The 23,427-nt window shown below is 60.5% G+C and carries 20 protein-coding genes, 2 tRNA genes and 1 pseudogene; 11 read left to right on the top strand and 12 right to left on the bottom strand.

Annotated features, from left to right (window positions below; all coding sequences use genetic code 11):
- The 6 genes and pseudogenes from IPK65_09630 to IPK65_09605 all read left to right on the top strand — a co-directional run.
- Positions 1-360 (top strand): uracil-DNA glycosylase (locus IPK65_09630; GenBank protein ID MBK8163385.1); only part of this gene is annotated, 360 nt, incomplete at its 5' end.
- Positions 360-2,184, top strand: a pseudogene (uvrC, locus tag IPK65_09625) (excinuclease ABC subunit UvrC). The gene IPK65_09630 and the pseudogene uvrC, both read left to right, overlap by 1 nt.
- Before the next feature lie 13 nt (positions 2,185-2,197).
- Entirely contained in the window at positions 2,198-2,761 is a 564-nt protein-coding gene (gene pgsA / locus IPK65_09620) for a CDP-diacylglycerol--glycerol-3-phosphate 3-phosphatidyltransferase (GenBank protein MBK8163384.1), read from the top strand.
- Between the two features lie 65 nt (positions 2,762-2,826).
- Positions 2,827-2,902, top strand: a tRNA-Gly gene (locus IPK65_09615).
- 64 nt (positions 2,903-2,966) lie between these two features.
- Positions 2,967-3,040 (top strand) — tRNA-Cys (locus IPK65_09610).
- Positions 3,041-3,595: 555 nt separating this feature from the next.
- Positions 3,596-3,925: a hypothetical protein gene (locus tag IPK65_09605; GenBank protein ID MBK8163383.1), complete on the top strand. Its 330-nt coding sequence runs from the start codon at positions 3,596-3,598 to the stop codon at positions 3,923-3,925.
- 322 nt (positions 3,926-4,247) lie between these two features.
- Here the strand turns inward: IPK65_09605 and IPK65_09600 are convergent, their stop codons facing one another.
- On the bottom strand, positions 4,248-4,520 hold the full coding sequence (locus IPK65_09600; GenBank protein MBK8163382.1) for a hypothetical protein: 273 nt from the start codon (positions 4,518-4,520) through the stop codon (positions 4,248-4,250).
- Positions 4,521-5,121: 601 nt separating this feature from the next.
- Here IPK65_09600 and IPK65_09595 point away from each other — a divergent pair.
- The 5 genes from IPK65_09595 (at position 5,122) to IPK65_09575 (ending at position 13,345) form a co-directional block, all read left to right on the top strand.
- Entirely contained in the window at positions 5,122-5,799 is a 678-nt protein-coding gene (locus tag IPK65_09595; protein ID MBK8163381.1) for a response regulator transcription factor, read from the top strand.
- A 95-nt stretch (positions 5,800-5,894) separates the two neighbouring features.
- Positions 5,895-7,952 carry a TonB-dependent receptor gene (locus IPK65_09590; GenBank protein MBK8163380.1) on the top strand — a complete coding sequence of 686 codons (2,058 nt, stop codon included), beginning with the start codon at positions 5,895-5,897 and terminating at the stop codon, positions 7,950-7,952.
- A 283-nt stretch (positions 7,953-8,235) separates the two neighbouring features.
- A complete protein-coding gene (locus IPK65_09585) occupies positions 8,236-9,042 on the top strand; it encodes a hypothetical protein (protein ID MBK8163379.1) in 807 nt (268 codons plus the stop codon).
- 23 nt (positions 9,043-9,065) lie between these two features.
- Positions 9,066-12,170 carry a response regulator gene (locus tag IPK65_09580; GenBank protein ID MBK8163378.1) on the top strand — a complete coding sequence of 1,035 codons (3,105 nt, stop codon included), beginning with the start codon at positions 9,066-9,068 and terminating at the stop codon, positions 12,168-12,170.
- A 32-nt stretch (positions 12,171-12,202) separates the two neighbouring features.
- Positions 12,203-13,345, top strand: a complete 1,143-nt coding sequence (locus tag IPK65_09575) for an aminotransferase class V-fold PLP-dependent enzyme (protein ID MBK8163377.1) — start codon at positions 12,203-12,205, stop codon at positions 13,343-13,345.
- A gap of 13 nt (positions 13,346-13,358) precedes the next feature.
- On the opposite strand, the gene IPK65_09570 is transcribed toward IPK65_09575, so the two are convergent.
- The 11 genes from IPK65_09570 to fabD form a co-directional block, all read right to left on the bottom strand.
- On the bottom strand, positions 13,359-14,147 hold the full coding sequence (locus tag IPK65_09570) for a TatD family hydrolase (GenBank protein MBK8163376.1): 789 nt from the start codon (positions 14,145-14,147) through the stop codon (positions 13,359-13,361).
- 94 nt (positions 14,148-14,241) lie between these two features.
- A complete protein-coding gene (locus tag IPK65_09565) occupies positions 14,242-14,622 on the bottom strand; it encodes a PilZ domain-containing protein (GenBank protein ID MBK8163375.1) in 381 nt (126 codons plus the stop codon).
- Between the two features lie 50 nt (positions 14,623-14,672).
- Positions 14,673-15,695: a DNA polymerase III subunit delta' gene (locus tag IPK65_09560; protein MBK8163374.1), complete on the bottom strand. Its 1,023-nt coding sequence runs from the start codon at positions 15,693-15,695 to the stop codon at positions 14,673-14,675.
- Positions 15,668-16,312, bottom strand: coding sequence for a dTMP kinase (locus IPK65_09555; protein ID MBK8163373.1), 645 nt, complete (start codon positions 16,310-16,312; stop codon positions 15,668-15,670). Before IPK65_09555 ends, IPK65_09560 begins: the two co-directional genes overlap by 28 nt.
- Positions 16,309-17,331, bottom strand: a complete 1,023-nt coding sequence (gene mltG / locus IPK65_09550) for an endolytic transglycosylase MltG (GenBank protein ID MBK8163372.1) — start codon at positions 17,329-17,331, stop codon at positions 16,309-16,311. The genes IPK65_09555 and mltG overlap by 4 nt, the downstream gene beginning before the upstream one ends.
- Before the next feature lie 2 nt (positions 17,332-17,333).
- Positions 17,334-18,209, bottom strand: a complete 876-nt coding sequence (gene pabC, locus IPK65_09545; GenBank protein MBK8163371.1) for an aminodeoxychorismate lyase — start codon at positions 18,207-18,209, stop codon at positions 17,334-17,336.
- Complete coding sequence (locus IPK65_09540) at positions 18,206-19,639, bottom strand: aminodeoxychorismate synthase component I (protein ID MBK8163370.1); 1,434 nt, start codon at positions 19,637-19,639, stop codon at positions 18,206-18,208. Before IPK65_09540 ends, pabC begins: the two co-directional genes overlap by 4 nt.
- A gap of 45 nt (positions 19,640-19,684) precedes the next feature.
- The gene (gene fabF / locus IPK65_09535; protein ID MBK8163369.1) at positions 19,685-20,929 is read right to left on the bottom strand and encodes a beta-ketoacyl-ACP synthase II; all 1,245 of its coding nucleotides are present in this window, start codon (positions 20,927-20,929) and stop codon (positions 19,685-19,687) included.
- A 258-nt stretch (positions 20,930-21,187) separates the two neighbouring features.
- Entirely contained in the window at positions 21,188-21,427 is a 240-nt protein-coding gene (gene acpP / locus IPK65_09530) for an acyl carrier protein (GenBank protein ID MBK8163368.1), read from the bottom strand.
- 141 nt (positions 21,428-21,568) lie between these two features.
- On the bottom strand, positions 21,569-22,306 hold the full coding sequence (fabG, locus tag IPK65_09525) for a 3-oxoacyl-ACP reductase FabG (protein MBK8163367.1): 738 nt from the start codon (positions 22,304-22,306) through the stop codon (positions 21,569-21,571).
- Between the two features lie 112 nt (positions 22,307-22,418).
- On the bottom strand, positions 22,419-23,378 hold the full coding sequence (gene fabD, locus IPK65_09520; GenBank protein MBK8163366.1) for an ACP S-malonyltransferase: 960 nt from the start codon (positions 23,376-23,378) through the stop codon (positions 22,419-22,421).
- Positions 23,379-23,427 lie beyond the last annotated feature (49 nt).

Here is a 23,427-nt window from a genome sequence, read left to right as displayed (position 1 = left end):
ATCACAAACGCGGTGAAATGCCTGCCGCCCGCGAACAAACCGATTCCCGCGGAGATCGCCCAGTGCAACTCCTACCTCGGGGCGGAACTGCGCAGCCTGCGTCACGACGCCGCCATCCTCGCTCTCGGCACCATCGCGCACCTGGCGGTCCTGCGCGCCCTGTCCCTGCGCCCCGCGCATTACGGTTTCTCGCACGGGGCGGAGCACGCACTTCCCGACGGGCGGCGGCTGTTCGATTCCTATCACTGCAGCCGCTACAACACCCAGACGAGACGCCTGACGGAGGTCATGTTTCACGGGGTATTTGCACGCATTGTTGATTACAGCGCTGTCCTTCCCGCCAGCCCGCGGAAGTTCTGATGCCTGAAGGCACAGTTTTCAATCCGTCGGAGGTTCTGAAACAGCTCCCGACCCGGCCGGGAATTTACCGCATGCTCGGCAGGCGGGGCGAGGTGATCTATGTAGGAAAGGCGCGCAACTTGCGGCGGCGCGTATCCAGCTATTTCAGCCGCGCCGATGCGTCGCCCAAGACGCACCGACTGGTAGAGCAGATCTACGGCATCGAGGTCACGGTCACGCGCACGGAGGATGAGGCGCTGCTGCTCGAGAACAACCTGATCAAGGAGCTGAAACCCAGATACAACGTCCTGCTGCGCGATGACAAGAGCTATCCCTACATCCGGCTGTCCGAGACGAACGATTTTCCGCGCCTGAGCTTCTACCGCGGGGAGCGCAAATCCCGTGAGCGGTATTTCGGTCCCCTACCCGAACGCCGGCGCGGTGCGCGAAACCCTGAACCAGCTGCAGAGGATGTTCAAGATCCGCCAGTGTGAGGATACCTTTTTTCGCAACCGCACACGGCCGTGCCTGCAGTACCAGATCAAGCGCTGCACGGCGCCGTGTGTGGGCCTCATTGGCAAGGATGACTATCAGCACGACCTGCGTCATGCGGTCATGTTCCTCGAAGGGAAGAACCGCGAGGTAGTCGACGAGCTGATCCACAGGATGGATCAGGCGGCCGGCCGCCTGGATTACGAGCAGGCCGCCTATTACCGGGATCAGATCGCCTCCATGCGGCGCATCCTCGAGCAGAACTACTCGGGTCCGGGCAGGGGAGATATGGATATCATCGCCGCCGTGGTGCGCGACGGTGTGGGCTGCATCGAGATCTTCTGCTTGCGTGGCGGACGGAATCTCGGGAACAAGGCATTTTTTCCCCAGCATCCGCGCGATGCGGAAGCGAGTGACATCCTCACCGCATTCATCTCGCAATACTACGTCGACCGCGACGTTCCGGCGGAACTGCTTGTCAATGAGGAACCGGAGGACGGGGAAATGATCCGCAGTGTGCTGGAACGCATGTCGGGGCACAAGGTAGCGATCCGCAGCAGGCTGCGCGGGGAGCGCGCCCGCTGGCTGCAGCTGGCCGTCGACAATGCGGAGATTGATCTCAAGCGTTATCTTTCCACGCGGAGCAACCTGAATCAGAAGTTCGCGGATCTGGGCGAGAGCCTGGGGCTCGATGAACCTCCGCAACGGCTCGAATGCTTCGACATCAGCCATCTGGCGGGCGAGGCGACCGTGGCATCGTGCGTCGTGTTCGAGCGATTCGGCCCGGTTAAATCGGATTATCGCCGCTTCAACATCAAGGGCATTACCCCGGGCGACGATTATGCCGCCATGAAGCAGGCCCTGATGCGACGCTACCTGCGCTTGAAGAAAGGCGAGGCGAAACTGCCGGACATTCTGTTTATCGACGGCGGCAAGGGACAGATCGCCCAGGTCGGCGAGGTGTTTGAGGAACTGCAGATCAGCGGCATCGTCGTCATCGGCGTCGCGAAGGGGAGGGAGCGCAAGCCGGGCCTGGAGACGCTGCATATCCTCGGGGGCGCGGAGGAGATCGTATTGCCGCCTGATTCTGCCGCGCTGCAGCTTATCCAGTACATCCGTGACGAGGCCCATCGCTTCGCCCTGGCAGGTCATCGCGGGCAGCGCGCGCGGGCGCGCAACCGCTCACCGCTGGAGGAGATTCCGGGCATCGGGCCGGGCCGGCGCCGCATCCTGCTGAAACAGTTCGGAGGCATGCAGGGGCTCGCGCGCGCGGGCATCGATGAACTGGCGAAAACTCCCGGGATAAACAAGGAGCTCGCGCAGAGGATCTATGATACCCTGCATGGAGAATAACGCAGACCCCGCCATGACCACGCCAACGCTGTTGACGCTCGTACGAATCGCACTGATACCTGTACTGGTGCTGTTTTTCTACCTGCCCTGGGAGCTGTCACGCCCCGCGACCGCAGTAATCTTCACGCTCGCCGCCGCCACCGACTGGCTTGACGGATATCTCGCGCGCAGACTGGATCAGACCTCAGCCTTCGGTGCCTTCCTCGATCCGGTCGCCGACAAGCTGATGGTGGCTGTTGCGCTGGTGCTTCTCGTTCAGGCAAGTCCGACCCCATGGCTTGCCATCCCGGCGGCGGTCATCATCGGCCGCGAGATCGCCGTATCGGCCCTGCGCGAACGCATGGCCGAACTGGGGAAGGGAGGCGAGGTTGCCGTCAGCATGATCGGCAAGATCAAGACCGGCAGCCAGATGATCGCCATCATCCTGCTGCTTTACCGCGATCCCGTGCTGGGGTTGCCGGTCGAAGCCACCGGGTACGTGCTGGTCTACGTCGCAGCCAGCCTGACCCTGTGGTCCATGATCGTCTACCTGATACGGGCCTGGCCGACACTGTATGGAGCCGAGCGCGGTCGATAAACTTTTACCGTCCCCACCTTGACATCACTGGCGAGAAACATAAGAATATCTGCTCTTTACGGAGGGCGGGAATAGCTCAGTTGGTAGAGCACAACCTTGCCAAGGTTGGGGTCGCGAGTTCGAGTCTCGTTTCCCGCTCCAATTCCTAGCTCGTCACGGTGTACTCCCTCGGCGGCCCGCATTGCGTCGTCAATAATTTTTTCTTGGCTGGGTGGCAGAGTGGTTATGCAGCGGCCTGCAAAGCCGTGGACGCCGGTTCGATTCCGACCCCAGCCTCCATCCAATCCTGCTGAAATTTTCACGCTTATTGATTACACTAGTCAGCGTATATTTTGGCCCAGGTGGCGAAACAGGTAGACGCAAGGGACTTGATACATAATTTGAGCACCCAGGCGGGAAACCCTTGGCGTGAATGGAGTCAGATTCGGGGAAACCTCAGCATTCAGGATGGTGGCAATCCCGAGCTAAGCCCCGTGGCAGAACGAGACGAACCTTCGTCAGTCTGAGCCGCGGGGAAAGTGTAGAGACTTGATGGCTCCTGCCTAAGTCGACAGCGATAGGGCAAAGAGAAAGTCCAGACCCCAAACCCCGGTTCAGACACAGCAGGGGGCAGCGAAAGCTGTAGCGGGTATGAAAATCCCTCGGGATTAACCTCCCGTACCGGTTCGATTCCGGTCCTGGGCACCAAAATAAATCGCGCCTGCCTATTAAGCATTAATATAATATTAAGTATTTACAATTAGATAATATAATTAATTAATGTAATAAATGGAGTTCTGCGGTGTGCCGCGGTATACTTGTGTCGTAGATTTTGGTCCATGAGCGGCCATATATATGCACAAGTCGATGAATATGCACATGTCGTTCCCCAGGCTGACTTTCCCCAGCTTCCTGATTCTCTGCTGCTGTATATTTTTTGCCCCCGCCAAATCCGAGGCCGCCTCGGAAAACGATCAGGAAGACAGCATAGAGGTGGGGTCAACCAAGCTAATCCGCTACAAGGTCGACAACAACTTCAAAGTCCGCGGATGGAAGCTGTCGCCTGAAATCTATTTTGGAAACACCAAGGTCAACGGACACTGGGGGCTTGGGCTGCTGGTGGATAAAGGTAATTATGCCTACGGCCTGAACAACACGCAGGCATCCTTTTTATGGCGCTTCTGATCCAGTCGTTCATATCCAGATCTACCATTCCGTAGTTCCCTTCCTGTAACACGGCAACAAGTCATTCCCAAGGGGCAGGGAAATCTGTGCTGTGGATACTGCTATCTCATTGCGGGATGCATTTCAGCCTATATTCGCGATTATCCCCTTTGCTCAAGTACTCCGTAAGGTGTACTATCCTGAAATTGATAGGCCATTGTCTGTGATGGAGAGAGAAGAAGCCCGGCGGACTAGAAGGCTTCGGTCCGGCGCTTCGCCAACCGCTTCTGCCCGCCAAGCAGGAATTGAACAACAGCATCAGCTTACAAGCTTTTAAGCTCGCTCATAGAAGAGCAATAGAGACAGCGAGCCTATAGAAATAAATTTGAATCAGGGAATGGCCAATCCGGTATCCGCCACGCCGAAGTGTGGCTGCAACACAATAAGGGAACCGCAAAGCTCCCCCCAACTCCACCAAAACAAAGGAAAAGACCACGGACACCCACTGATAAAGAGTATTCCAAATCTTGGTATAAATTCTAATAATATAGTATTTAATCGGTGAAAAATTATCAAAAATTTCAAGGGCAAAAACCAAAAGGGTCTGACCGGCCAAGGACCCTTGTCCTTAGCCGCGCGAGATGTTGCCGGCGTTACGCCCGGGCGCATTGGAACGCAAACGGCCAAGCCGGCAAATTTAACATAATATGTATTATGCGTACTATCATGGAATATTCTGCCTTTAGTCTGCTCTGTGCTGAAATCGCGTTTTGGCCTAATCATGGCGCATGACATTAATCGACGGCGATCGATAATGCACCTTTAAGTCGTCCACCGACCAATCTAAAAGACATGCCTTGCGGATTAAGCTCGTCTTCCTCATGATGCCTTGATGCCCGTACACGTTGTATTTCTATTATTTGTTACCGGGTGAATTTGATTGTGGGCGGTGATGAGTTTGTCGAGCTTGATCGAGATTTGACTATATATTGATATTCCAAATCTTTTGAATTTTGATCTAATGAAAAATGCTTAGCTAATATGAATTACTGACAGTAATCATCAAAATATGAAAACATGCCGGAGTGGAAATAGTATTTGACTAATTCTAAATTCACAAATATAACTTAGACCTGTTCTAATAAATTTAAGGCAGAAAGGGGTCAACATCAAGAATAAAAACGCACATATCTTCTAACGATTATATTGGGGGCAGATTGTTGAAGTTCCTTATTGCTGATGACCACCATCTCATCAGGGAAGGTCTTAAGAACGCTCTGGAGAGTGTCTATAACGATCTCTTGGTTGTTGAAGCCAAGGATGGCAAGCAAGTCCTGGAGATGGTCGAAAACAACGCGGATCTGGATCTGATCCTGCTCGATTACTTCATGCCGGGGACGGACGGTTTCTCTCTGGTCACGACCCTGTGCGACCGCTTCCCTGCCATCCCTGTCATCATCATCTCCGCCTCCGATGACCCGGTGCTCATGCACAAGGTACTCGATCGCGGCGTCGCGGGTTTCATTCCAAAGGCGACCAACCAGGAACTGATCGTGCGCGCGATTCAACTGGTACTTTCCGGAGGCACGTATCTGCCGCCGGAAATGCGGGAACCTGGCAATCCGCTCAACCACGAGGCATATGCCAATGCTGCATCAGTAAGCCGTCCCATCACACTCGCGGAGGCCTCGCATATGTTTTCCAGGCTTACACAGCGTCAACAGGAAGTATTGCAGCTACTGGCCAAGGGCGAGACCAACAAGGATATCTCGCGGCACCTTAACGTCTCGGAGAACACCGTCAAGGTCCACGTGACGGCGATTCTGAAGGCGCTGGGCGTGAGCAACCGGACCCAGGCCGTGATAGTATCCCAGAAGATGGGAATGTCCGGATAAAACAGAATTTCGAATACATAAAAATTATAACCGACATATCGTCAGTGCGATCCGTTTCCGGGACGTGATCGTAGATCAATCGGCGCGATCATACTTTGAAAAGACTGAGCGCACTCACGTCGCTGTTACTCAGCGGGCTGGTTCCCGCTATTTCGTCTGGCGCCGACGCGTTTCTGACCGAGGCGGAAATTCTGGCCGATATACCTCTGGTCATCACGGCCTCCCGATTGCTGCAGACCCCGTCCATGGCGCCTGCGTCCGTCACCGTCATCGACAGGGAGATGATCGAGGCGTCTACCGCGCTGGCAATCCCCGATCTGCTGCGGCTTGTGCCGGGATTCCAGGTGACCTATCCCAACGGGAACATCACCAGCGTTACCTATCACGGCAACGAGGATGCGTGGTCCAACAGGATGCAGGTGCTGATCGATGGTCGCTCGGTGTATTCGCCCCTGTTCTCCATCGTCGACTGGACGCATCTGGACATTAATATCGATGATATTGAGCGCATCGAAGTGATCCGTGGCCCGAATGCTCCGGTTTACGGCTCCAATGCCTTTCTCAGCACCGTCAACATCATCACGCGGCAGCCGTTCCAGGACCGGGGTCTGACCGCGAAGGCTGCGAAAGGATCGCTTGATACCCGCGAAGGTATGCTGCGCTATTCCGGGAGCAGCGGTGAACTCGATTTCCGCGCGACGGCCAGCCATCACGAAGATGATGGTTTTGAGGATGTGAATGACAACAAGTCATTGAACAGTGTTTCGCTGCGCGCTGTCTATGACGTCACGCCCGGTGATAATGTCGACGTGCAGATGGGCCTGACACAGGGGCCGGAAGGAGCATGGGGGCAAAGCCCCGTCACTTCGCCCGACCGCGACAAGGAGACCAGGAGCTTCTTCGTCTACTCGCGCTGGCGTCATGTGCTGGGTCCGATGAGTGAAGTCCACGTGCAGGCGTACAGCAACTATCTGGACTGGTCGGACAACTACGAAATCGGCCCGCTGTCCGACTTGTTCGGCGTCAACCCGGCGCTGATTCCGGTCGTGTTCGGTCAGCCGGACCAGATGATCTCCCTCAGCCGTTACGACGGAACCGTCCGGCGCAGCGACATCGAGATCCAGCACACGCTCGCGCCCGGTGATGACTGGCGGCTCGTATGGGGAGCCAGTTACAGGATCGATACCCTGGAAAGCTTCCAGATCCTCGGTTCGTCGGAGCCACGCAGTGACTACATTCGACGCCTGTTCACCAACCTCGAATGGAGGGTTCTGGACCCCATGACCGTGAATGCCGGAGCCATGATCGAGGACAACGGCATCATCGGGACTCATGTCTCGCCCCGGCTGGCGGCCAATTACGAGCTGTTCGCCAACCAGACGCTGCGCGCGGTGGCGACGCGCGCCCTTAGATCGCCATCGATCTACGAGAACTTCGAGTTCAACGTCGTGCGCTTCGGTGACGGTACCATCCTGGACATACAGTTCATTTCAGACCAGACCATAGAGGCCGAGACCATCGAGTCGTATGAAGTCGGTTACCGCGGCCGCTTTCCAGACGCCGATCTGGAGATCGATTTAAAGGTATATCAGGAACATATGGATGACATCATTACGCATCCCCGGGATCTTACCTATCCCGACCTCATCTCTCCCCTGCTGCCCGATGACCAGGAAACGGGCAGCTTCGTGCGTGTGAACGACGGTTATGTCGACACCGCGGGCGCGGAATTCCAGGTAACGTATCGGCCCGGTCGGCGCACGCTGATCTCGCTGCAGTATGCCTATGCGGATGCCGGCGGCCGTATCCTCCGGGTTATCGAAGGGGATCAGCCGGTGCGTTACAATGAGCGTATCAATGAAGCCACCCCGGCCCATACCCTGAGCATTCTGTCCAGTCATGCCTTCAACGGGGGAATACAGGCCAGTGCCGCGTATTTTTATCTGAGCGCGACGGACTGGGGAGGGGACGGAGATTCCCTGCCCTCCTACAGCAGATGGGATGCGAAGCTGGCGAAAAGGTTTTTTCTGGGCAACCTGGAGTCCAGCATTAGCCTGCTGGTGCAGAACCTCATGGATGAGCAATACTCGGAGTTTCGCGATGAGAACATCTTCGACAGAAGGACCTACCTGCAATTGGGTGTGAAGATATAGACGGACCTTCGATCAAGTCGATTCATGGCAATGGATGGGATTGAGGATTATGGCCTGCCGAAGCGGCATATCATGGCGCAGACGGTGCCGGAATGTCATCTTGATGTTCCCGGTGCTCGCCTTGGCATCTTTCTCCGTTGCCTCCGCCGAATCGCATCCCTATAAGGTTCTGCTGCTCCTGAGCGGAGATGACGATGCCTACGCGCGCGCCGCCGAGAGTTTTACGCATACCCTCCTGAAATCAGCGGGACGTGCTGTCCGATTTGACATCAGGCGTGAGGACGTGACTGCAGGGAACTCCGGCGAGACGCGCTTCCGGACAATCTCCGGGGGCGAGTATGAGATCATCGTCCCGATCGGTACAGGCGCGGCGCAGGCTATAAAGGCGGTTCCCGCCGGATCTGCAGTTCTCAACATCCTTACCACGAAAGAGGCCTACGAGGCAGTCTGGAACGATGATTCCGGACGTTACGGAGATTCTCTCTCCGCCATCTACCTGGAACAGCCTGTCGCCAGACAGATCCGCTTCATCAGGCTTGCCCTGCCCCGCCACAAGCGCTGCGGCGTCATCCTGGGAAAACGCTCGCTCCATCTTATGGATGATCTCGGTACGGCTGCTGAGAACAGCAGGCTGCTCCTTACCACCGTCGATCTCTCGGCAGCCAGGAAGCCGATAGACGGCATCAAGGACGTCCTCGGCTCGAATGATGTGATTCTCGCCGTTCCCGATGCCGAAGCCCTCACGCCAAATATCGCCAAGTGGCTGCTCTACATGGCGTACCAGAAGGAAATACCCGTCATCGGTTTTTCCAGGGCCTTTGTCGATGCCGGCGCCCTCGGCGCGATCTTTACCACGCCTGAGCAGATCGGCCGCCAGGCCGCGGAGATCGTGCTGAGGGCGGGTCTGTCGGCTCGGGACAGGCCCGATGTTGCATGGACCCTCCCGCCCCCGCAATATCCCGCGTATTTCAACGTCGAGATCAATGACTCCGTTGCGAGATCGCTCAAGCTGACATTGCATCCCGGCCAGCATCTGGCCCAGTCGCTCATTCAGCTGGAGCAGGCGGAAACATGGAGGGCGCAGAATTGAGCAACATAAGCATCAAAACGCGGATGCTTCTGCTGACCCTTGTTCCGCTGCTGATCATCAGCCTCATCCTCGGTTCCTACCTGGCGAGGGCGCGCATCCAGGACAGTGAATCGACGCTCCGTGAGCGCGGCGAAGTGCTCGTGCGCCATCTTGCCCGGGAAAGCGAGTTCGGCCTGTTTTCAGAAGATACAAAACAATTAGAGGAACTCACAGGGATCGCCGCCCGGGAAGATGATGTATACGATGTGAGTGTGCTGAACGCCGACAGGGAGATACTCACCTATGCGGGTGCCGCTGACCCGGACAGGTTCTTTCTCAAGGAGTCGCAGAAGGATCATCTCCTTCTGCGCTTCGTCGCCCCGGTCTACCGCTCGGGAGTTGCGATCTCAGACAATGCGGAACAATACAGGGAGGACACCGATTCCGCGCTGGCGCGGGATCGGATCATCGGCTGGGTCGAACTGAGGCTCTCCCGCGCGGAGACCCTCGCCCGCCAGCGGGAGATTGTACAGAACATCATCCTGCTGACTCTCGGGTCCTCCCTCCTCTGCGCACTGCTGGCCTTCTGGATGGGGAAAGGCATCGTGCTCCCGATCATGCAATTGAGCCGTGCGGTGGACAGTATCCGAAAAGGCGGGCTTGATACCCGGGTGAAATGCGCATCCGGAGGTGAAATCGGTGCGCTCGAGAACGGCTTCAATGACATGGCCGCGGCCATGGAACGCTCGCAAATACACCTTCAGGAAGAGATCAGGAACGCCACCAACAAGCTGTCGCTCCTGCTGGAATCATTGCCTGTCGCCGTATTCCACGCTGAGCTGTCCGGTCACCACAGGATCTTCTTCATGACCCAGAGCGTGAAGCAGATCACGGGCTTCGATGCGCCGGAATTCACAAACGATGCCTCGCTCTGGATAGACAGGATACACCCCGACGACAGGGATCAGGTGTTGTCCGGTCTGGCTGAAATTCAAAGCTCAGGTCAGCATGAATTCGAATATCGCTGGGAGATGAAGGATGCGGGTTACCACTGGTTTTACTGTTATGTCAGGTCCAACGAGGCGCCCTCACCGCATCTGATCGGCCTGTTACAGGACATCACCGAGTTCAAGAAGTTGTCACAGCAGCTGAAGAATACCATAACCTCGCTGCGGGAAAAGAATCACGAACTCGATCAGTCCCGCAAGGAGGCCCTCGATGCCGGGCGTAACAAGGCGGTATTCCTCGCCAACATGAGCCACGAAATCAGGACTCCCTTGAGTTCGATCATCGGTTATACCTCGAAGATGGAATCGATACTGGGTGCGGGAGTGGACGGTGATGCGATCCGCGAGTGCACACGAATTATCAGCCATGCCTCGGAACAACTGAAGCGCATCATTGACGATATTCTGAGTTTTTCAAAACTGGAATCCGGCACAGTGCAGCTGGAACAGGTCCCGTTCGACCTGCGCGCCGATTTCGAGGACGTTATCAGAATGATGAGCTCGGAATCTGGCGACAAGAGGATCGAGCTTTCACTGCTGATCGATTCCGACGTTCCGACGAAACTCATCGGAGACCCGAACCGGATCAACCAGGTCCTTTTCAATCTCCTGAGCAATGCGATCAAGTTCACCGATTCCGGATATGTCGATGTCCATGTCTCAACGAAAGACGATCAAGGTGACTACGCAGTTATTGAGCTATGCGTCAGTGACACCGGAATCGGCATGTCGCAGGATGCGGTGAAAAATATATTCAACGCATTCCACCAGGGGGATGCATCCATTGCGCGCCGCTACGGAGGTACCGGGCTCGGTCTTTCCATAGTATCCAGGGTGGTTGAACTATGGGGAGGTAAGCTTGCCGTGGAGAGCGCGCCAGGCAAGGGGTCACGGTTCTGTTTCACGCTCAATTGCCGCAAACAGGAGCTGATGGACGACTTCCCCGTCGATGACAGGATCCGCGGCAGGAAGGTGCTGGTATATGACGACCACCAGCCTGCCCTGAAAGCAACCCGCGGCCTGCTGCTGGGGTGGTCGATGAACATCTACCTTGCCCGGTCACGCTGCCAGATGAAGACGATGATCGACGAGGCGAATGCTGCGGGCGAACCCTATGATCTGATAGTCATCGGCGCGGGTATCCTGGGGGGTGCCCCTGGTGCGATCGGATTAAATATTTTGCTGGGAATCATTCGGGACAACTATGACATCCCGCTGCTCTTGCAGGTGAATCGCCAGGACATGAAGAACCTGGATGCGCCCCATGGCAGTGCAATGACTGTGATGGAGAAGCCCGTCTGCCGCGACGCACTCTATTACAATGTATGCAGGCTGCTCGACGTGGAGGTGGCGCGACCGATTCCTCCGGCGCTGAGCGGTCCTGATGACAACCGTTGCTACGAAGGCGTCCGTGTCCTGCTCGCAGAGGATAACGAGTTCAACAGTGCGCTGATCACTGCAGTGCTGGAAACCCGCGGGCTGGTCGTCAGCCAGGTTGACGACGGCATGATGGCGCTCGAGCGGGCCCGGGAGGGATACTACGATCTCGCCATACTGGATATACACCTGCCCGGCATGGACGGCAGCGAAACGGCGCGGCGCATCCGCGCCGTGAAACCCGAGTATAGATCCATGCCGATAATCGCGCTGACCGCGGATATCTTCTTCGACACGCCGGATAACCTGGCGAGTTGCGGCATTGACGCCTGTCTGCTGAAACCGCTCAACGAGGATAAGCTGTGGAGATTGATCAGCTCATTGCGCACTGCGCAGGCGGTACCTCCGGATACATCGGGTGACGGGGCGCAACCTGTGGTGCGTTACAGGCCGCAGGTGCTGGACAATACCAAGATGCTGCCGGCGCTCGCCGCCTCGCTCGTTGAGATGAGCGAACGCCTGGATTTTGCGCTGCGCAACGGATTATCCGAGGAACTGCATTCAATCATTCATGAAATGAAGGGTGTGGTCTGCTACTTCGGATTATCTGAGCTTTCCCGCACTGTGCTCGAGGCGGAAAAACTCCTCGCCGACGGTGTGGAATACGAGCGCGCGGCAACCTGCCTGCGCAAGCTGATGAAACAGGCCGGCGATTTTGCCGCCGCATACGGTAACCGCGAGCGCGAATTCGATGTATCGCAATAACAGAGTGCGACGCACGACAATGACATGATTCCATGGATAACGATCCGCTCCTGGAAGGCGAATTCACGGCTGAAGATGCCAGCATTCATCTGAATCATGCCGGTGTGTCACCCTGGCCGAGGCGAGCCGTCATCGCGGTGACCCGCTTCGCGGACGAGAACCTGTCGGGATCCGCACCCGCCTACGAACGATGGTTGCGCACGGAGCAGGAGCTGCGCCTGCAGATGTGCCGGCTGATCAACGCAGGAGCACCCGAGGATATCGCGCTCCTGAAAAATACCTCGGAAGGGCTGTCCGTCGTCGCTCACGGACTGACCTGGCGCAGAGGCGACAACATTGTTACCACAGACCAGGAATTTCCCTCGAACCGCATCGTCTGGCAATCCCTGGAGCCGCAAGGTGTGGAATTGCGCCGGGCCGCGCCAACCCGGGAAAAATCCGCCGAGGATGCCTTGTTCGAGCTCGTGGACAGCCGCACGCGCCTGATCGCGGTGAGTTCGGTCCAGTACTCGACGGGCCTGCGCATGGATCTCGTGCGTATCGGTGAGTTCTGTCGGCGACACGACATCCTGTTCTGCATTGATGCAATCCAGAGCCTCGGTGCGCTGGAATTCGACCTGGATACCGTGCGTGCGGACTTTGTCGCGGCCGACGGCCATAAATGGATGCTGGGTCCCGAAGGCGTTGCGTTGCTATACGTACGCCCCGCCCTGCGCGAGCGGCTTGCCCTGAGGCAGTTCGGCTGGCGTATGGTCGAGGATGCGGGCGATTACGAGCGGGAGGACTGGGTGCCTGCCCGTTCCGCGCGGCGTTTCGAATGCGGCAGTCCGAACCTCCTCGGCATCCACGGACTGCAGGCGAGCCTCTCTCTGCTGTTCGAGATCGGGCTGGAGACGGTATCAGGAAAGGTGTTGAATAATAGTGCCTACATGATCGACTTCATTGAAGACAATCCTGGAATTCTGGAGCTGATATCCGATCGGGACCCGGCCCGCCGCTCGGGTATCGTCACCTTCCTGCATCGCTCCCTTCCGACGCCGCAGCTTTACCGGGGGCTGCGCGAGCGGGGCGTCGTCTGCGCCATGCGCGGAGGCGGCATCCGTTTCTCGCCGCATTTCTATACGCGGCGGGAGGCCCTTGCAAATGCCATGCGGATGGCGTTGGAGGCGGGCTGAACGGGAGCGGTACTCAGGCATCCACAATCCTGACATTGAACAGACGGGCGAAATTCTCCGTGGTGACCTGCGCGATCCGTTCCACCGGAACACCGCGCAAACCGGCGATGCACTCCGCGACGAAACGCACGTAGCCCGGCTGATTGGGCTTGCCGCGGTGCGGCACCGGCGCCAGATAGGGCGAATCCGTTTCGACCAGCAGATATTCCTCGGGAATGCTCGCCGCGACCGCGCGCAGGTCCGCCGCGCTGTTGAAGGTGACGATGCCGGAAAACGAGATGTAGAAACCGAGCTCGATCGCCGCCAGCGCTGTGGCGAGGTCACCGGTGAAACAGTGCATGACGCCTTTGACGCCGGCACTGTCCTCCTCGCGCAGGATGTCGAGGGTATCAGCAGTGGCGTCGCGCATGTGGATGATGAGCGGCAGGCCGGTCCGCCGCGCGGCAGCGATATGCCGGCGAAAGCGCTCGCGCTGCCAGCCCATGTCGCCGCTGCCGCGAAAATAGTCCAGCCCGGTCTCGCCGATGGCGATCACCTTGCGTTCCGCGCTTGCGATGCCGACCAGATCCTCTACCGAGGGTTCCTTGCCGTCGCGTTCGTTGGGGTGCACCCCGACCGATGCGTAGACATGCTCGCGCGCGTTCGCGAGCGCCAGCACGCGGGGAAAATCCTCCAGCGTGATGGATACGCACAGCATCCGCCCCACTGCGTTCGTGCGCGCGTTGTCGATGACGGCGTCAAGGCTTCCGCCGAGCTGGGGCAGGTCGAGCAGGTCCAGATGGCAATGGGAGTCGACGAGCAGCATCGGCCTCGTTCCGGTTGGAGGATATTCCGCAGTCTTGAAGGGATGAGCCTGAGGGCCGGGGCGGTCATGACCCGCCCTGCACTTCATCAGGCTACATGGTATGGGTCATGCGGTCGGATTTCAACGCGCCCGCCAGGTAGGTCTCGATCTTGTTCCGCACCGCCTCGCCGTCCTTGTCGGTGAACTGCACGCCGATGCCGGGTACGAAGTGACCCTGCGCACCCTTGGGGTTGATCCACGCCACCCGGCCGACCACCGGCATCTTTTCAGTCTCTTCCATCAGGGTGAGCAGCATGAACACCTCGTCGCCGAGGGCGTAGTTCTTGTTCGTCGGGATGAAGATGCCACCACCCTTGAAGAAGGGGATGTACGCGGAATAGAGTGAGCCCTTGTCCTTGATGGCCAGGGAGAGGATGCCCTGGCGCGGGGCGCCTGCGGCGTGGTGCTCACTTGCTCCTGATGCGTCGCTCATATTATAAATAACTTATTAATCAATATGATATAGGATAAATATCCAGTGAATCACCGTTGCGGGGCCTGGGTTGCGTGCTGTGCCCACGGCAGTAACGCATCCTCAAGCAGCAACTGGGCGTTCACGGATCCCTCAAGGCATCGCAGGGCCTGGGCGACCCGGTCCAGCTGTTCGAACAACCACGGGCTCTTGAATTCAGAGGACAGCCGAGACAAGGGTTCCGTACTGTCAGGGTTGCTTAGGAACGGTGGCGGATCCGCGACCTGAAAGCGGATCATGTCGACCAGCCATCCATGTAACCAATATAGCGATGCTTTAGCATCAAACTTTAACCAGTTTTCCGCCACTTGGAGCGGATCACCCTCGCGCCTGGCGAGGGACAGGAGTTCCTTCAGCATGTCCCGGCGGCGTCCCAGATGGCCCTCTGCCGCGAGATCGACGGCGGCGAGCGGCGCTCCCTGCGCCAGCGCGAGCAAGGTGCTCGCTTCACCCCCCCCTATCCCCGGCTGTTGTGCCAGCCACTCCAGCGCCGGACCGCGGTCCGGCGCCGCCAGCACGAGCCGTTGACAGCGGCTGCGAACGGTCGCCGGGAGGGTGGCGGGACGGCTGCTGATCAGGACCAGGTGAACCCCGGACGGCGGCTCTTCCAGCATCTTCAGCAGACTGTTGGCGGCGCTGATATTCATCTGTTCCGCCGGACTGATGATGACGATCTTGCGTCCGCCACAGTGCGCCTTGAGTTCAAGAAAATGGCCGATCGCCCGTATCTGGTCGACGTTGATGACCGATTTGTCCTCCTCCGGCTCGCAGCAGTACAGATCGGGATGCGTGCCGGCCTGCGTCAGACGGCAGGCGCGGCAGGCACCGCAGGGCAGACCGTCGTCCGCAGGGGATTCGCACAACAAGGCGTGCGCCAGCAGGCGCGCGAAGCGGTTCTTGCCCATGCCGGTTACGCCACACAGCAGCAGGGCGTGGGGCAGGCGTCCCGCATCCTGCAGCGCACGGATCCGTTCCCAGTGCGGGCGGTGCCAGGGCAGCAGCGGATTCACAGGATCGGTCGTGTCGCCAGCCATGACGTCATCACCTGCCGCAGATGATCCTGCACCTGATCGAGCGGGGGCTCCGCCGCCACGATCCTGAAGCGCCGCGGTTCCCGCTCGGCCAGTTGCAGATAGGTATCGCGCACGCGTTCGAAGAACCCGATTTTCTCCTTCTCAAAACGGTCAGAGGCGTTGCGCCGTCCCGCGCGCTGCAGGCCGACCTCTACCGGCAGGTCGAACAGCAGCGTGAGGTCGGGTCTGAGGTCGCGATGCACCCAGTCGGCGAGCGCGGCCACGCGTTCGAAGCCGAGGCCGCGCCCGCCGCCCTGGTAGGCGAAGGTGGCGTCGGTGAAACGGTCGCATAACACCCACGATCCGGCGGCGAGAGCGGGTTTGATGACGCGGGCGATATGCTCCGCCCGCGCCGCGAACATCAGCAGCAGCTCGGTGTCGGCGGACATGCCGTCGTGGCGATGGTCGAGCAGCAACTCGCGGATCTCCTCCCCGAGCGGGGTACCGCCCGGTTCGCGGGTCACAACCACCTTCGCGCCGCGCTCCTCGAGCAGGGCGCGGATGAAGGCGAGGTTGGTCGACTTACCCACCCCCTCGATGCCTTCAAGCGTGATGAAACATCCGCCTGCTCCCGTCATTTCCCGCTCCGACCGTTGTTCAGTTGATAGTCCCTCACCGCGTCGTTGTGTTCAAGGAGGCTCGCCGAAAAATGGTGCGTGCCGTCACCGCGGGAGACGAAGAAGAGCTCGTCACCCGGCGCGGGATGCAGCACGGCGTGGAGGGCCGCCGCGCCCGGCAGGGCGATCGGCGTCGGCGGCAGGCCGGCCCGCATGTAGGTATTGTAAGGGGTGTCCGCCTCCAAATCACGGCGCCGCAGGTTGCCGTCGAATCCGGCTCCCAGGCCGTAGATGACGGTCGGATCCGTCTGCAGCCGCATGTTCCTCTGCAGGCGCCGGATGAACACGCCGGCGATACGGGAGCGCTCATCCGGGCTGCCGGTCTCCTTCTCGACGATCGAGGCGAGGATCAGGGCCTGATACGGTGTCTCCAGCGGAAGTCCGGGCGCCCTGCCCCGCCACTCCTCCTCCAGCCGGCGCTCCATCGCCGTGTAGGCGTACTGCAGCAGCGCGACGTCGGTCGTACCGGCCGGAAAGAGGTAGGTGTCCGGGAAAAAGCGGCCTTCCGGATGCTGGTCGGGATAACCGAGCTGCCGCATGACCGCCTGTCCATCCCCGATGTCCAGCGTATGCCTGATCTTTTCATGAGCCTGCACCGTCGCGAGCATCTGGCTGAATGTCCATCCCTCCGGGATAGTCAGGGTATAGCGCATCACGTCGCCGCGCGCCAGCGTGTCGAGCAGCTGGAGCGGGGTCATCTGCGGTTTGATAAGGTACTCGCCCGCCTTGATGCTGTCGGCGCCGCCGCGCCAGCGCGCGTACCACACCAGGTAATACGGATGCTCCATCGCGCCCATGCGGTGAAGATCGCGCGCAACGGCGATCAGACCGGCGCCGGGCTGGACCTCGTAGCGGACCTCCGCGCCATCCTTCGCCAGCGGTCCGTGCAGGAAATTCTGCAGGTCCAGCAGGATCCAGCCCGCGGTAAAGCTGGCCACGATGAGGGAGATGCCGAGAACCTTGACGATCCATTTCTGCATCATCAATCCTCTCCGGCGGGCCAGGCGGCATCCGCGTCCTGTAACACTGCCGCGGGCATCAGGCTTATGGCGCCGACCGCGGCGGCGACACGCGCCGCGATCGGCCCGGGATGCAATGCGATGTCATCGATGAGCCGCACCGGCCACACACCGATCAGGCTGTTGCACAGGAATACCTCCTTGGTGCGCCGCAGATCGCCGTCGACCAGGTGGCGTTCCGCCACGGGCAGTCCGCTGGTATGAGCCCACTCGATGATGATGTCGCGCATGACGCCGGCCACGCCGCATTCGTCGAGGCGAGGCGTGACGAGGACTCCGTCCAGCACAGCAAAAAGGTTGCTCATGGTGCCCTCGATGATGTGGCCGCCCGCATCGAGCATCAGGCCTTCGGCGATGTCCGGGTCGTTCCACTCGGCGCGGGCCAGCACCTGCTCGAGGCGGTTCAGATGCTTGATCCCGGCGAGCGCCGGGTTGCAGCCGAGCCGGGTCGTGCACAGGCGCACGGCGATGCCGTCGCGGTAATGCCGGACGGGATAATCTGCCGCCGCCGACAGCGTCAGGATCCGCGTCCCGGGCGCGCCGGCATCGAAGCGGTAACCGCGCGCGCCGGGACCGCGCGTCAGCACGATCTTCAGGACTCCCCGCGCCGCGTCCGCGCAGAGCGCGTCGGCCTCTGCGCGCAGCAGGGACGGTTCCGCCGGCGTGAGCCGCAGCCGTTGGCAGCCTTCCAGCAGGCGCCCCATGTGTCGCTCCCAGAGCTGCGGCCGGCCGTCCCTCACCGCCAGCGTGTCGAACAGACCGTCGCCGTACAGCAGGCCCCGATCACGTACGTCGACGCTGTTTCCCGGCCGCCCGTTGATCAGGCTCGACGGAGTCATCTGCTCTCCTCCGCGGCGAGGGCGCGCAGCAGGCCGCGTGCCTTGGCGCGGGTCTCGGCCAGCTCGCGCTCCGGGTCGGAATCGGCGACGATGCCGGCGCCGGCGCGCAGGGTGATGCGGCCGTTCCGGCGCATGAGCGTGCGGATCAGGATATTGAAGTCCATATTGCCGTTGGTGTCCAGGTAACCGATCGACCCGGTATACGCGCCGCGCGCGCATTGTTCAATCTCGCCGATGATCTCCATGCAGCGTATTTTCGGGCACCCGGTGATGGTGCCGCCGGGGAAGACGGCGCGGATCACGTCGCCTGGCGTCGCGCGAACATCCAGCGTGCCGACGACGTTCGAGACGATATGGTGAACATGGGCGTACGACTCCAGCGTCATCAGCTCGCTGACCCGCACGCTGCCCGGTCGGCACACGCGGCCGAGGTCGTTACGCTCGAGATCGATCAGCATGATGTGTTCGGCACGCTCCTTCGGATGCTGCATCAGGCGGCGCGAGAGCGCGGCGTCGCTGTCCGGGTCCTTGCCGCGCGGATGGGTGCCGGCGATCGGCCGGGTTTCGATGCAGTCGCCCCGGACGCTGAACAGCCGCTCGGGCGAGGAGCAGATGATCGTCGTCGCGTCGACGCGAGCGATGGCCGAAAACGGCGCCGGATTGCTCCACCGCAGGCGGCGGTAGATGGCCGCATCGCTGACGGCCTGATCGATGTCCCCTGTCCAGGCGCGTGACAAATTGACCTGGAATACGTCGCCGTCGACGATATAGCGCTTGATGCGTTCGACGCCGGACAGAAAGCAGCCGGGGTCGTCTTCCTGCAGGTCGGCGTTCCAGGCCGGCGGTGCTCCGGCAGGCACAGCGCCGGCCGCGAGATCGTTCAGCATCCGCGTGGACAATCCGGCGTGGCCAGCCTCCGCCACGAGATAGGTGCAGCCCGCCGCATGGTCGCGTATCAGTGCGCCTGGACAACGTATCGCCGCGGCGAGCGGAAGGTCTCCGTCCGGGGGAGGGAGACCGGCCAGCCGGGGTTCGATCCGCGTGGCCAGCTCGTAGCCCAGGAACACGAACCAGCCGCCGGTGAAAGGGAGCTCCGCGTGGACGTCCTGGGGCCTCCGCTGCTGCTGCCACCAGTGATCGAGCCGGACGAGGAAATCCCCGCCTTCGGCGGCGACGCCATGCGCCGTCAGGCCGTCCCGATGCAGGGTCAGGCGTTCGTCTACCGCGGCGAACAGGATATCGAAGCGCGCCGAGGGCGTGCCGTGGCTGACGCTCTCCAGCAGGCAGGGATAACGCTCCGGATGCGCCTCGTGCAAGGGCAGAAGATCGGGGAAATCCTCGAGGCGGTATATCTCCACCGCATCACCATCGGCGGAGATGCGCGGATGCGCGGTGCCATCGCGCAGGTCCCGGTTTGCCTTGCTCACCATTGAGTTCACGCGGACCGATGGCGAAAGGCGGACTGCGCCGGCGGTCTAGCCCGGCTTCCTGAACACCAGGGTCGCGTTTGTGCCGCCGAAGCCGAAGGAATTCGAGATCGCGACGTCGATCTTCATCGGACGCGCCACGTGCGGCACGTAGTCCAGGTCGCAGTCGGGATCGGGATTGTCGAGGTTGATGGTCGGCGGTGCGACCTGGTCGCGGATTGCGAGTACTGAAAAGATGGCCTCGATGCCACCGGCAGCACCGAGCAGATGGCCGGTCATCGACTTGGTGGAGCTGACGGCGACGCGCGCGGCATGGGCGCCGAAGGCCGTCTTGACGGCCAGCGTCTCCGCCTTGTCGCCCGCCGGAGTCGAGGTGCCGTGCGCGTTGATGTAATCCACCGCGTCAGGATTGAGGCCGGCGTTGCGCAGCGCGTTCAGCATGCAGCGCATTGCGCCCTCGCCGTTCTCCGGCGGCGACGTCATATGGTAGGCATCGCCGCTCATGCCGTAGCCGATCAGTTCAGCGTAGATGCGCGCGCCGCGCGCCCGGGCGTGTTCATACTCCTCCAGCACCACGACGCCGGCGCCGTCGCTCAGCACAAAACCGTCACGGTCGCGATCCCACGGCCGGCTGGCCGCGACGGGATCATCGTTCCGGCTCGACAATGCGCGTGCGGCGCAGAATCCTCCCAGGCAGGTCGGTGATGTGGCCATCTCCGCTCCGCCCGCCACCATCACGTCGGCGTCGCCGTACTCGATCAGGCGGCCGGCCTCGCCGATGCTGTGCGTGCCGGTGGAGCAGGCGGTGACGATGGCGATATTCGGCCCTTTCATGCCATACATGATGGACAGGTTGCCGGAGATCATGTTGATGATGTTGCTCGGCACGAAGAACGGGGAGATCTTGCGCGGTCCGCCGTTCTGATAGGCATCATAGCCCTTCTCGATGCCGGGCAGGCCGCCGATGCCGGAACCGATCGCGACGCCGATGCGGGGGGCGTTCCGTTCCGTCACCTCCAGGCCCGCATCGCGGATCGCCTGCACGCCTGCGGCGACGCCGTAATGGATGAACGGGTCCATCTTCTTGATGTCCTTGGCCGGAATGTAATCCGCAGGCTCGAAGCCCTTGACCGCGCCGCCGATCCGTGTCGGAAAGGCGGACACGTCGAAGCGATCGATCGGTCCGATGCCGCTCCTGCCCGCCAGGATGTTCTCCCAGCTTTCGTTCACGCTGAGCCCGACGGGCGCGACCATGCCCAGCCCTGTGATTACGACGCGACGTTTGGTATTCAAGGGTTCTGCTTCCTGTCGATTGAAGGCAATGTCCGCCAGGGGTACCCGGCGGACATCACGCCCACCAGGGCCGCGACCGGGACAACTGCGGTGACAGTGCCGGCGCAGCCCATTTTGCTATGAATGTCTGTGGTGAAAGGCCCGGTGACAAGCCAGTTGAACATCAATGCGAAGTGAGGATTACTGATGCACCCTCGATGGGGTTGCAAGGATGCCATCCATCAGCGTACGCGCGGGTTTCGGACCTGCGGCGGATGATCATCCTTTTTGATGGTTAGTGATGTAGTCGATGGCCTGCTGCACCGTGGTGATCTTCTCCGCTTCCTCATCGGGGATTTCGCACTCGAATTCCTCTTCGAGGGCCATCACCAGCTCTACGGTATCCAGAGAATCCGCGCCCAGATCGTCGACGAAGGATGCTTCCCGGGTGACCTCTTCTTCCTTGACTCCCAATTGCTTTATGACGATCTTTTTGACGCGTTCTTCGATATTACTCATGGTGTTGATTTCCTCCCTACACAAAATATGGTAGCCCGTAGCTGCGAGCGGCTATTTTATTGGAAAGATCCGAGATATGCCAGTGAAAAAACACGCCCCCGGAGCCACCCGATAATCTCCTGATATGGCTAAAAAAACCCATCATGACATATACATACCGCCATTGACGTGCAGCGTTTCGCCGGTGATGTAGGCGGCGCCCGGCGAGGCGAGGAAGCCCACAGCTGCGCCTATGTCTTCCGGCCTTCCCAGGCGTCCGAGCGGGATCTGCGCCAGCAGCGTTTCATGCTGTGCCTCAGGGAGCGCCTGCGTCATGTCGGTGTCGATGAAGCCGGGCGCGACGACGTTGACGGTGATGCCGCGCGAGGCGACCTCCCGCGCGAGCGATTTGCTGAAACCGATGATGCCGGATTTGGAAGCGGCGTAGTTGCTCTGCCCCGGATTGCCGGTCAGCGCCACCACCGAGGCGATGTTGATGATGCGGCCCTTGCGCGCCTTCATCATCGCGCGAAGGCATGCCTTCGAGAGCCGGAATACCGAGCTCAGGTTGGTCTCGATGATTTCCGCCCACTCCTCGTCCTTCATGCGCACGAGGAGATTGTCGCGCGTGATACCGGCGTTGTTGACCAGTATGCCGGGATCACCGTAACGCTCGGCGGCGATCTTCAGTGTCGTTTCGATCGAGGCCGCGTCCCTGACGTCCAGTACCAGGCCGCAACCCTTGATGGAATTCGCCTTCAGGTGCGCGCCTATCTTCTCAGCGCCATCCGCCGTGGTGGCGGTGCCGATCACGGTTGCGCCCATGCGCCCCAGTTCATCGGCGATGGCGCGTCCGATCCCGCGCGTGGCGCCGGTCACCAGCGCAATATCGTTTACCAATGCTTGCACGTCATGTCTCCTCAGAGAAAAGCGGCGGCCGGCTAAGCCCCGGCAGCCAGGCCGGGATTCGACTCTCCGCGGCCTGGCCCCATGAAGCCGCGGTGTCTCGCGGTCATACCACCGACAAGGCCTCTTCCAGCGAATCCGGATCGTATACCGAGAGTGTGACGAGTTCGCGTCCGATGCGCTTGTTGAGGCCGACGAGCACCTTGCCGGGGCCGCATTCGATGACACTGTTCACGCCGCGGCTCTCCATCTCGCGCACCGTTTCGACCCAGCGCACCGGGCTGTACAGCTGTCTGACCAGCGCATCGCGTATCCGGTCGGCCTCGGTGTGGGTCGCGACGTCCGCGTTGTGCAGCACCGGCAGTGCGGGCTTCCGCAGCGGCACCCTGGCGAGTGCCTGCCGCATCTGCTCCGCCGCGGGCTTTATCAGCGCGCAATGCGAGGGCACGCTGACCGGCAGGGTGATCGCGCGCTTTGCGCCGGCCTCGCGCGCCAGCGCGACCGCGCGCTCGACCGCGGCGGCGGTTCCGGCGATCACGACCTGGCCCGGTGCGTTGAAATTCACCGCCGTGACCACCTCACCCTGCTCGGCCTTCCTGCATACGGCGGCGACCTGCGCATCCTCAAGACCGAGGATGGCCGCCATGGCGCCCTGCCCCTGCGGCACGGCCTCCTGCATGAAACGGCCGCGGTCCGCCACCAGCCGTATCGCGTCCGCGAAATCCAGCGCCTCCGCGCACACCAGCGCGGTGTATTCACCCAGGCTGTGTCCGGCGAGTATCTCGGGCGTCGCACCGCCGTTGCTGTTCCAGACACGCCACACCGCGACACCCGCGGCGAGCATCGCAGGCTGAGTGCGGTCGGTACGGTTGAGATCCGCCTCCGGCCCCTGCTGGACCAGCTCCCACAGGTCGTAACCGAGCGCCGCGGAGGCCTCCTTGAAGGTTTCCTTCACGCCCGGATAGGCCTGGGCCAGTTCCGCAAGCATCCCGACTGACTGGGAACCCTGGCCGGGGAAGACGAAGGCCAGTCGTTTTAGTGCCGTTGTTTCGTTGTCTGTGTCCATCGATCAGCCGTTATGTTCTTTATTCACCGGTGAGGCGTCAGGAGTGAGG

This window comes from Gammaproteobacteria bacterium, from assembly GCA_016712635.1.
GTDB lineage: Bacteria > Pseudomonadota > Gammaproteobacteria > SZUA-140 > SZUA-140 > JADJWH01.
The sequence above is the reverse complement of the archived record's forward strand: the minus strand, read 5'-3'. Positions and strand labels throughout refer to the sequence as shown.

Coding starts and splice junctions, on each gene's coding strand:
- IPK65_09565 (MBK8163375.1), bottom strand. CDS start 14,622: ATGAGCGACGCATCAGGAGCAAGTGAGCACCACGCCGCAGGCGCCCCG.
- IPK65_09555 (MBK8163373.1), bottom strand. CDS start 16,312: ATGACGGGAGCAGGCGGATGTTTCATCACGCTTGAAGGCATCGAGGGG.
- IPK65_09605 (MBK8163383.1), top strand. CDS start 3,596: ATGCACAAGTCGATGAATATGCACATGTCGTTCCCCAGGCTGACTTTC.
- fabD (MBK8163366.1), bottom strand. CDS start 23,378: ATGGACACAGACAACGAAACAACGGCACTAAAACGACTGGCCTTCGTC.
- mltG (MBK8163372.1), bottom strand. CDS start 17,331: ATGCAGAAATGGATCGTCAAGGTTCTCGGCATCTCCCTCATCGTGGCC.
- IPK65_09580 (MBK8163378.1), top strand. CDS start 9,066: ATGCTTCTGCTGACCCTTGTTCCGCTGCTGATCATCAGCCTCATCCTC.
- IPK65_09575 (MBK8163377.1), top strand. CDS start 12,203: ATGGATAACGATCCGCTCCTGGAAGGCGAATTCACGGCTGAAGATGCC.
- IPK65_09560 (MBK8163374.1), bottom strand. CDS start 15,695: ATGGCTGGCGACACGACCGATCCTGTGAATCCGCTGCTGCCCTGGCAC.
- acpP (MBK8163368.1), bottom strand. CDS start 21,427: ATGAGTAATATCGAAGAACGCGTCAAAAAGATCGTCATAAAGCAATTG.
- pabC (MBK8163371.1), bottom strand. CDS start 18,209: ATGACTCCGTCGAGCCTGATCAACGGGCGGCCGGGAAACAGCGTCGAC.
- pgsA (MBK8163384.1), top strand. CDS start 2,198: ATGACCACGCCAACGCTGTTGACGCTCGTACGAATCGCACTGATACCT.
- IPK65_09540 (MBK8163370.1), bottom strand. CDS start 19,639: ATGGTGAGCAAGGCAAACCGGGACCTGCGCGATGGCACCGCGCATCCG.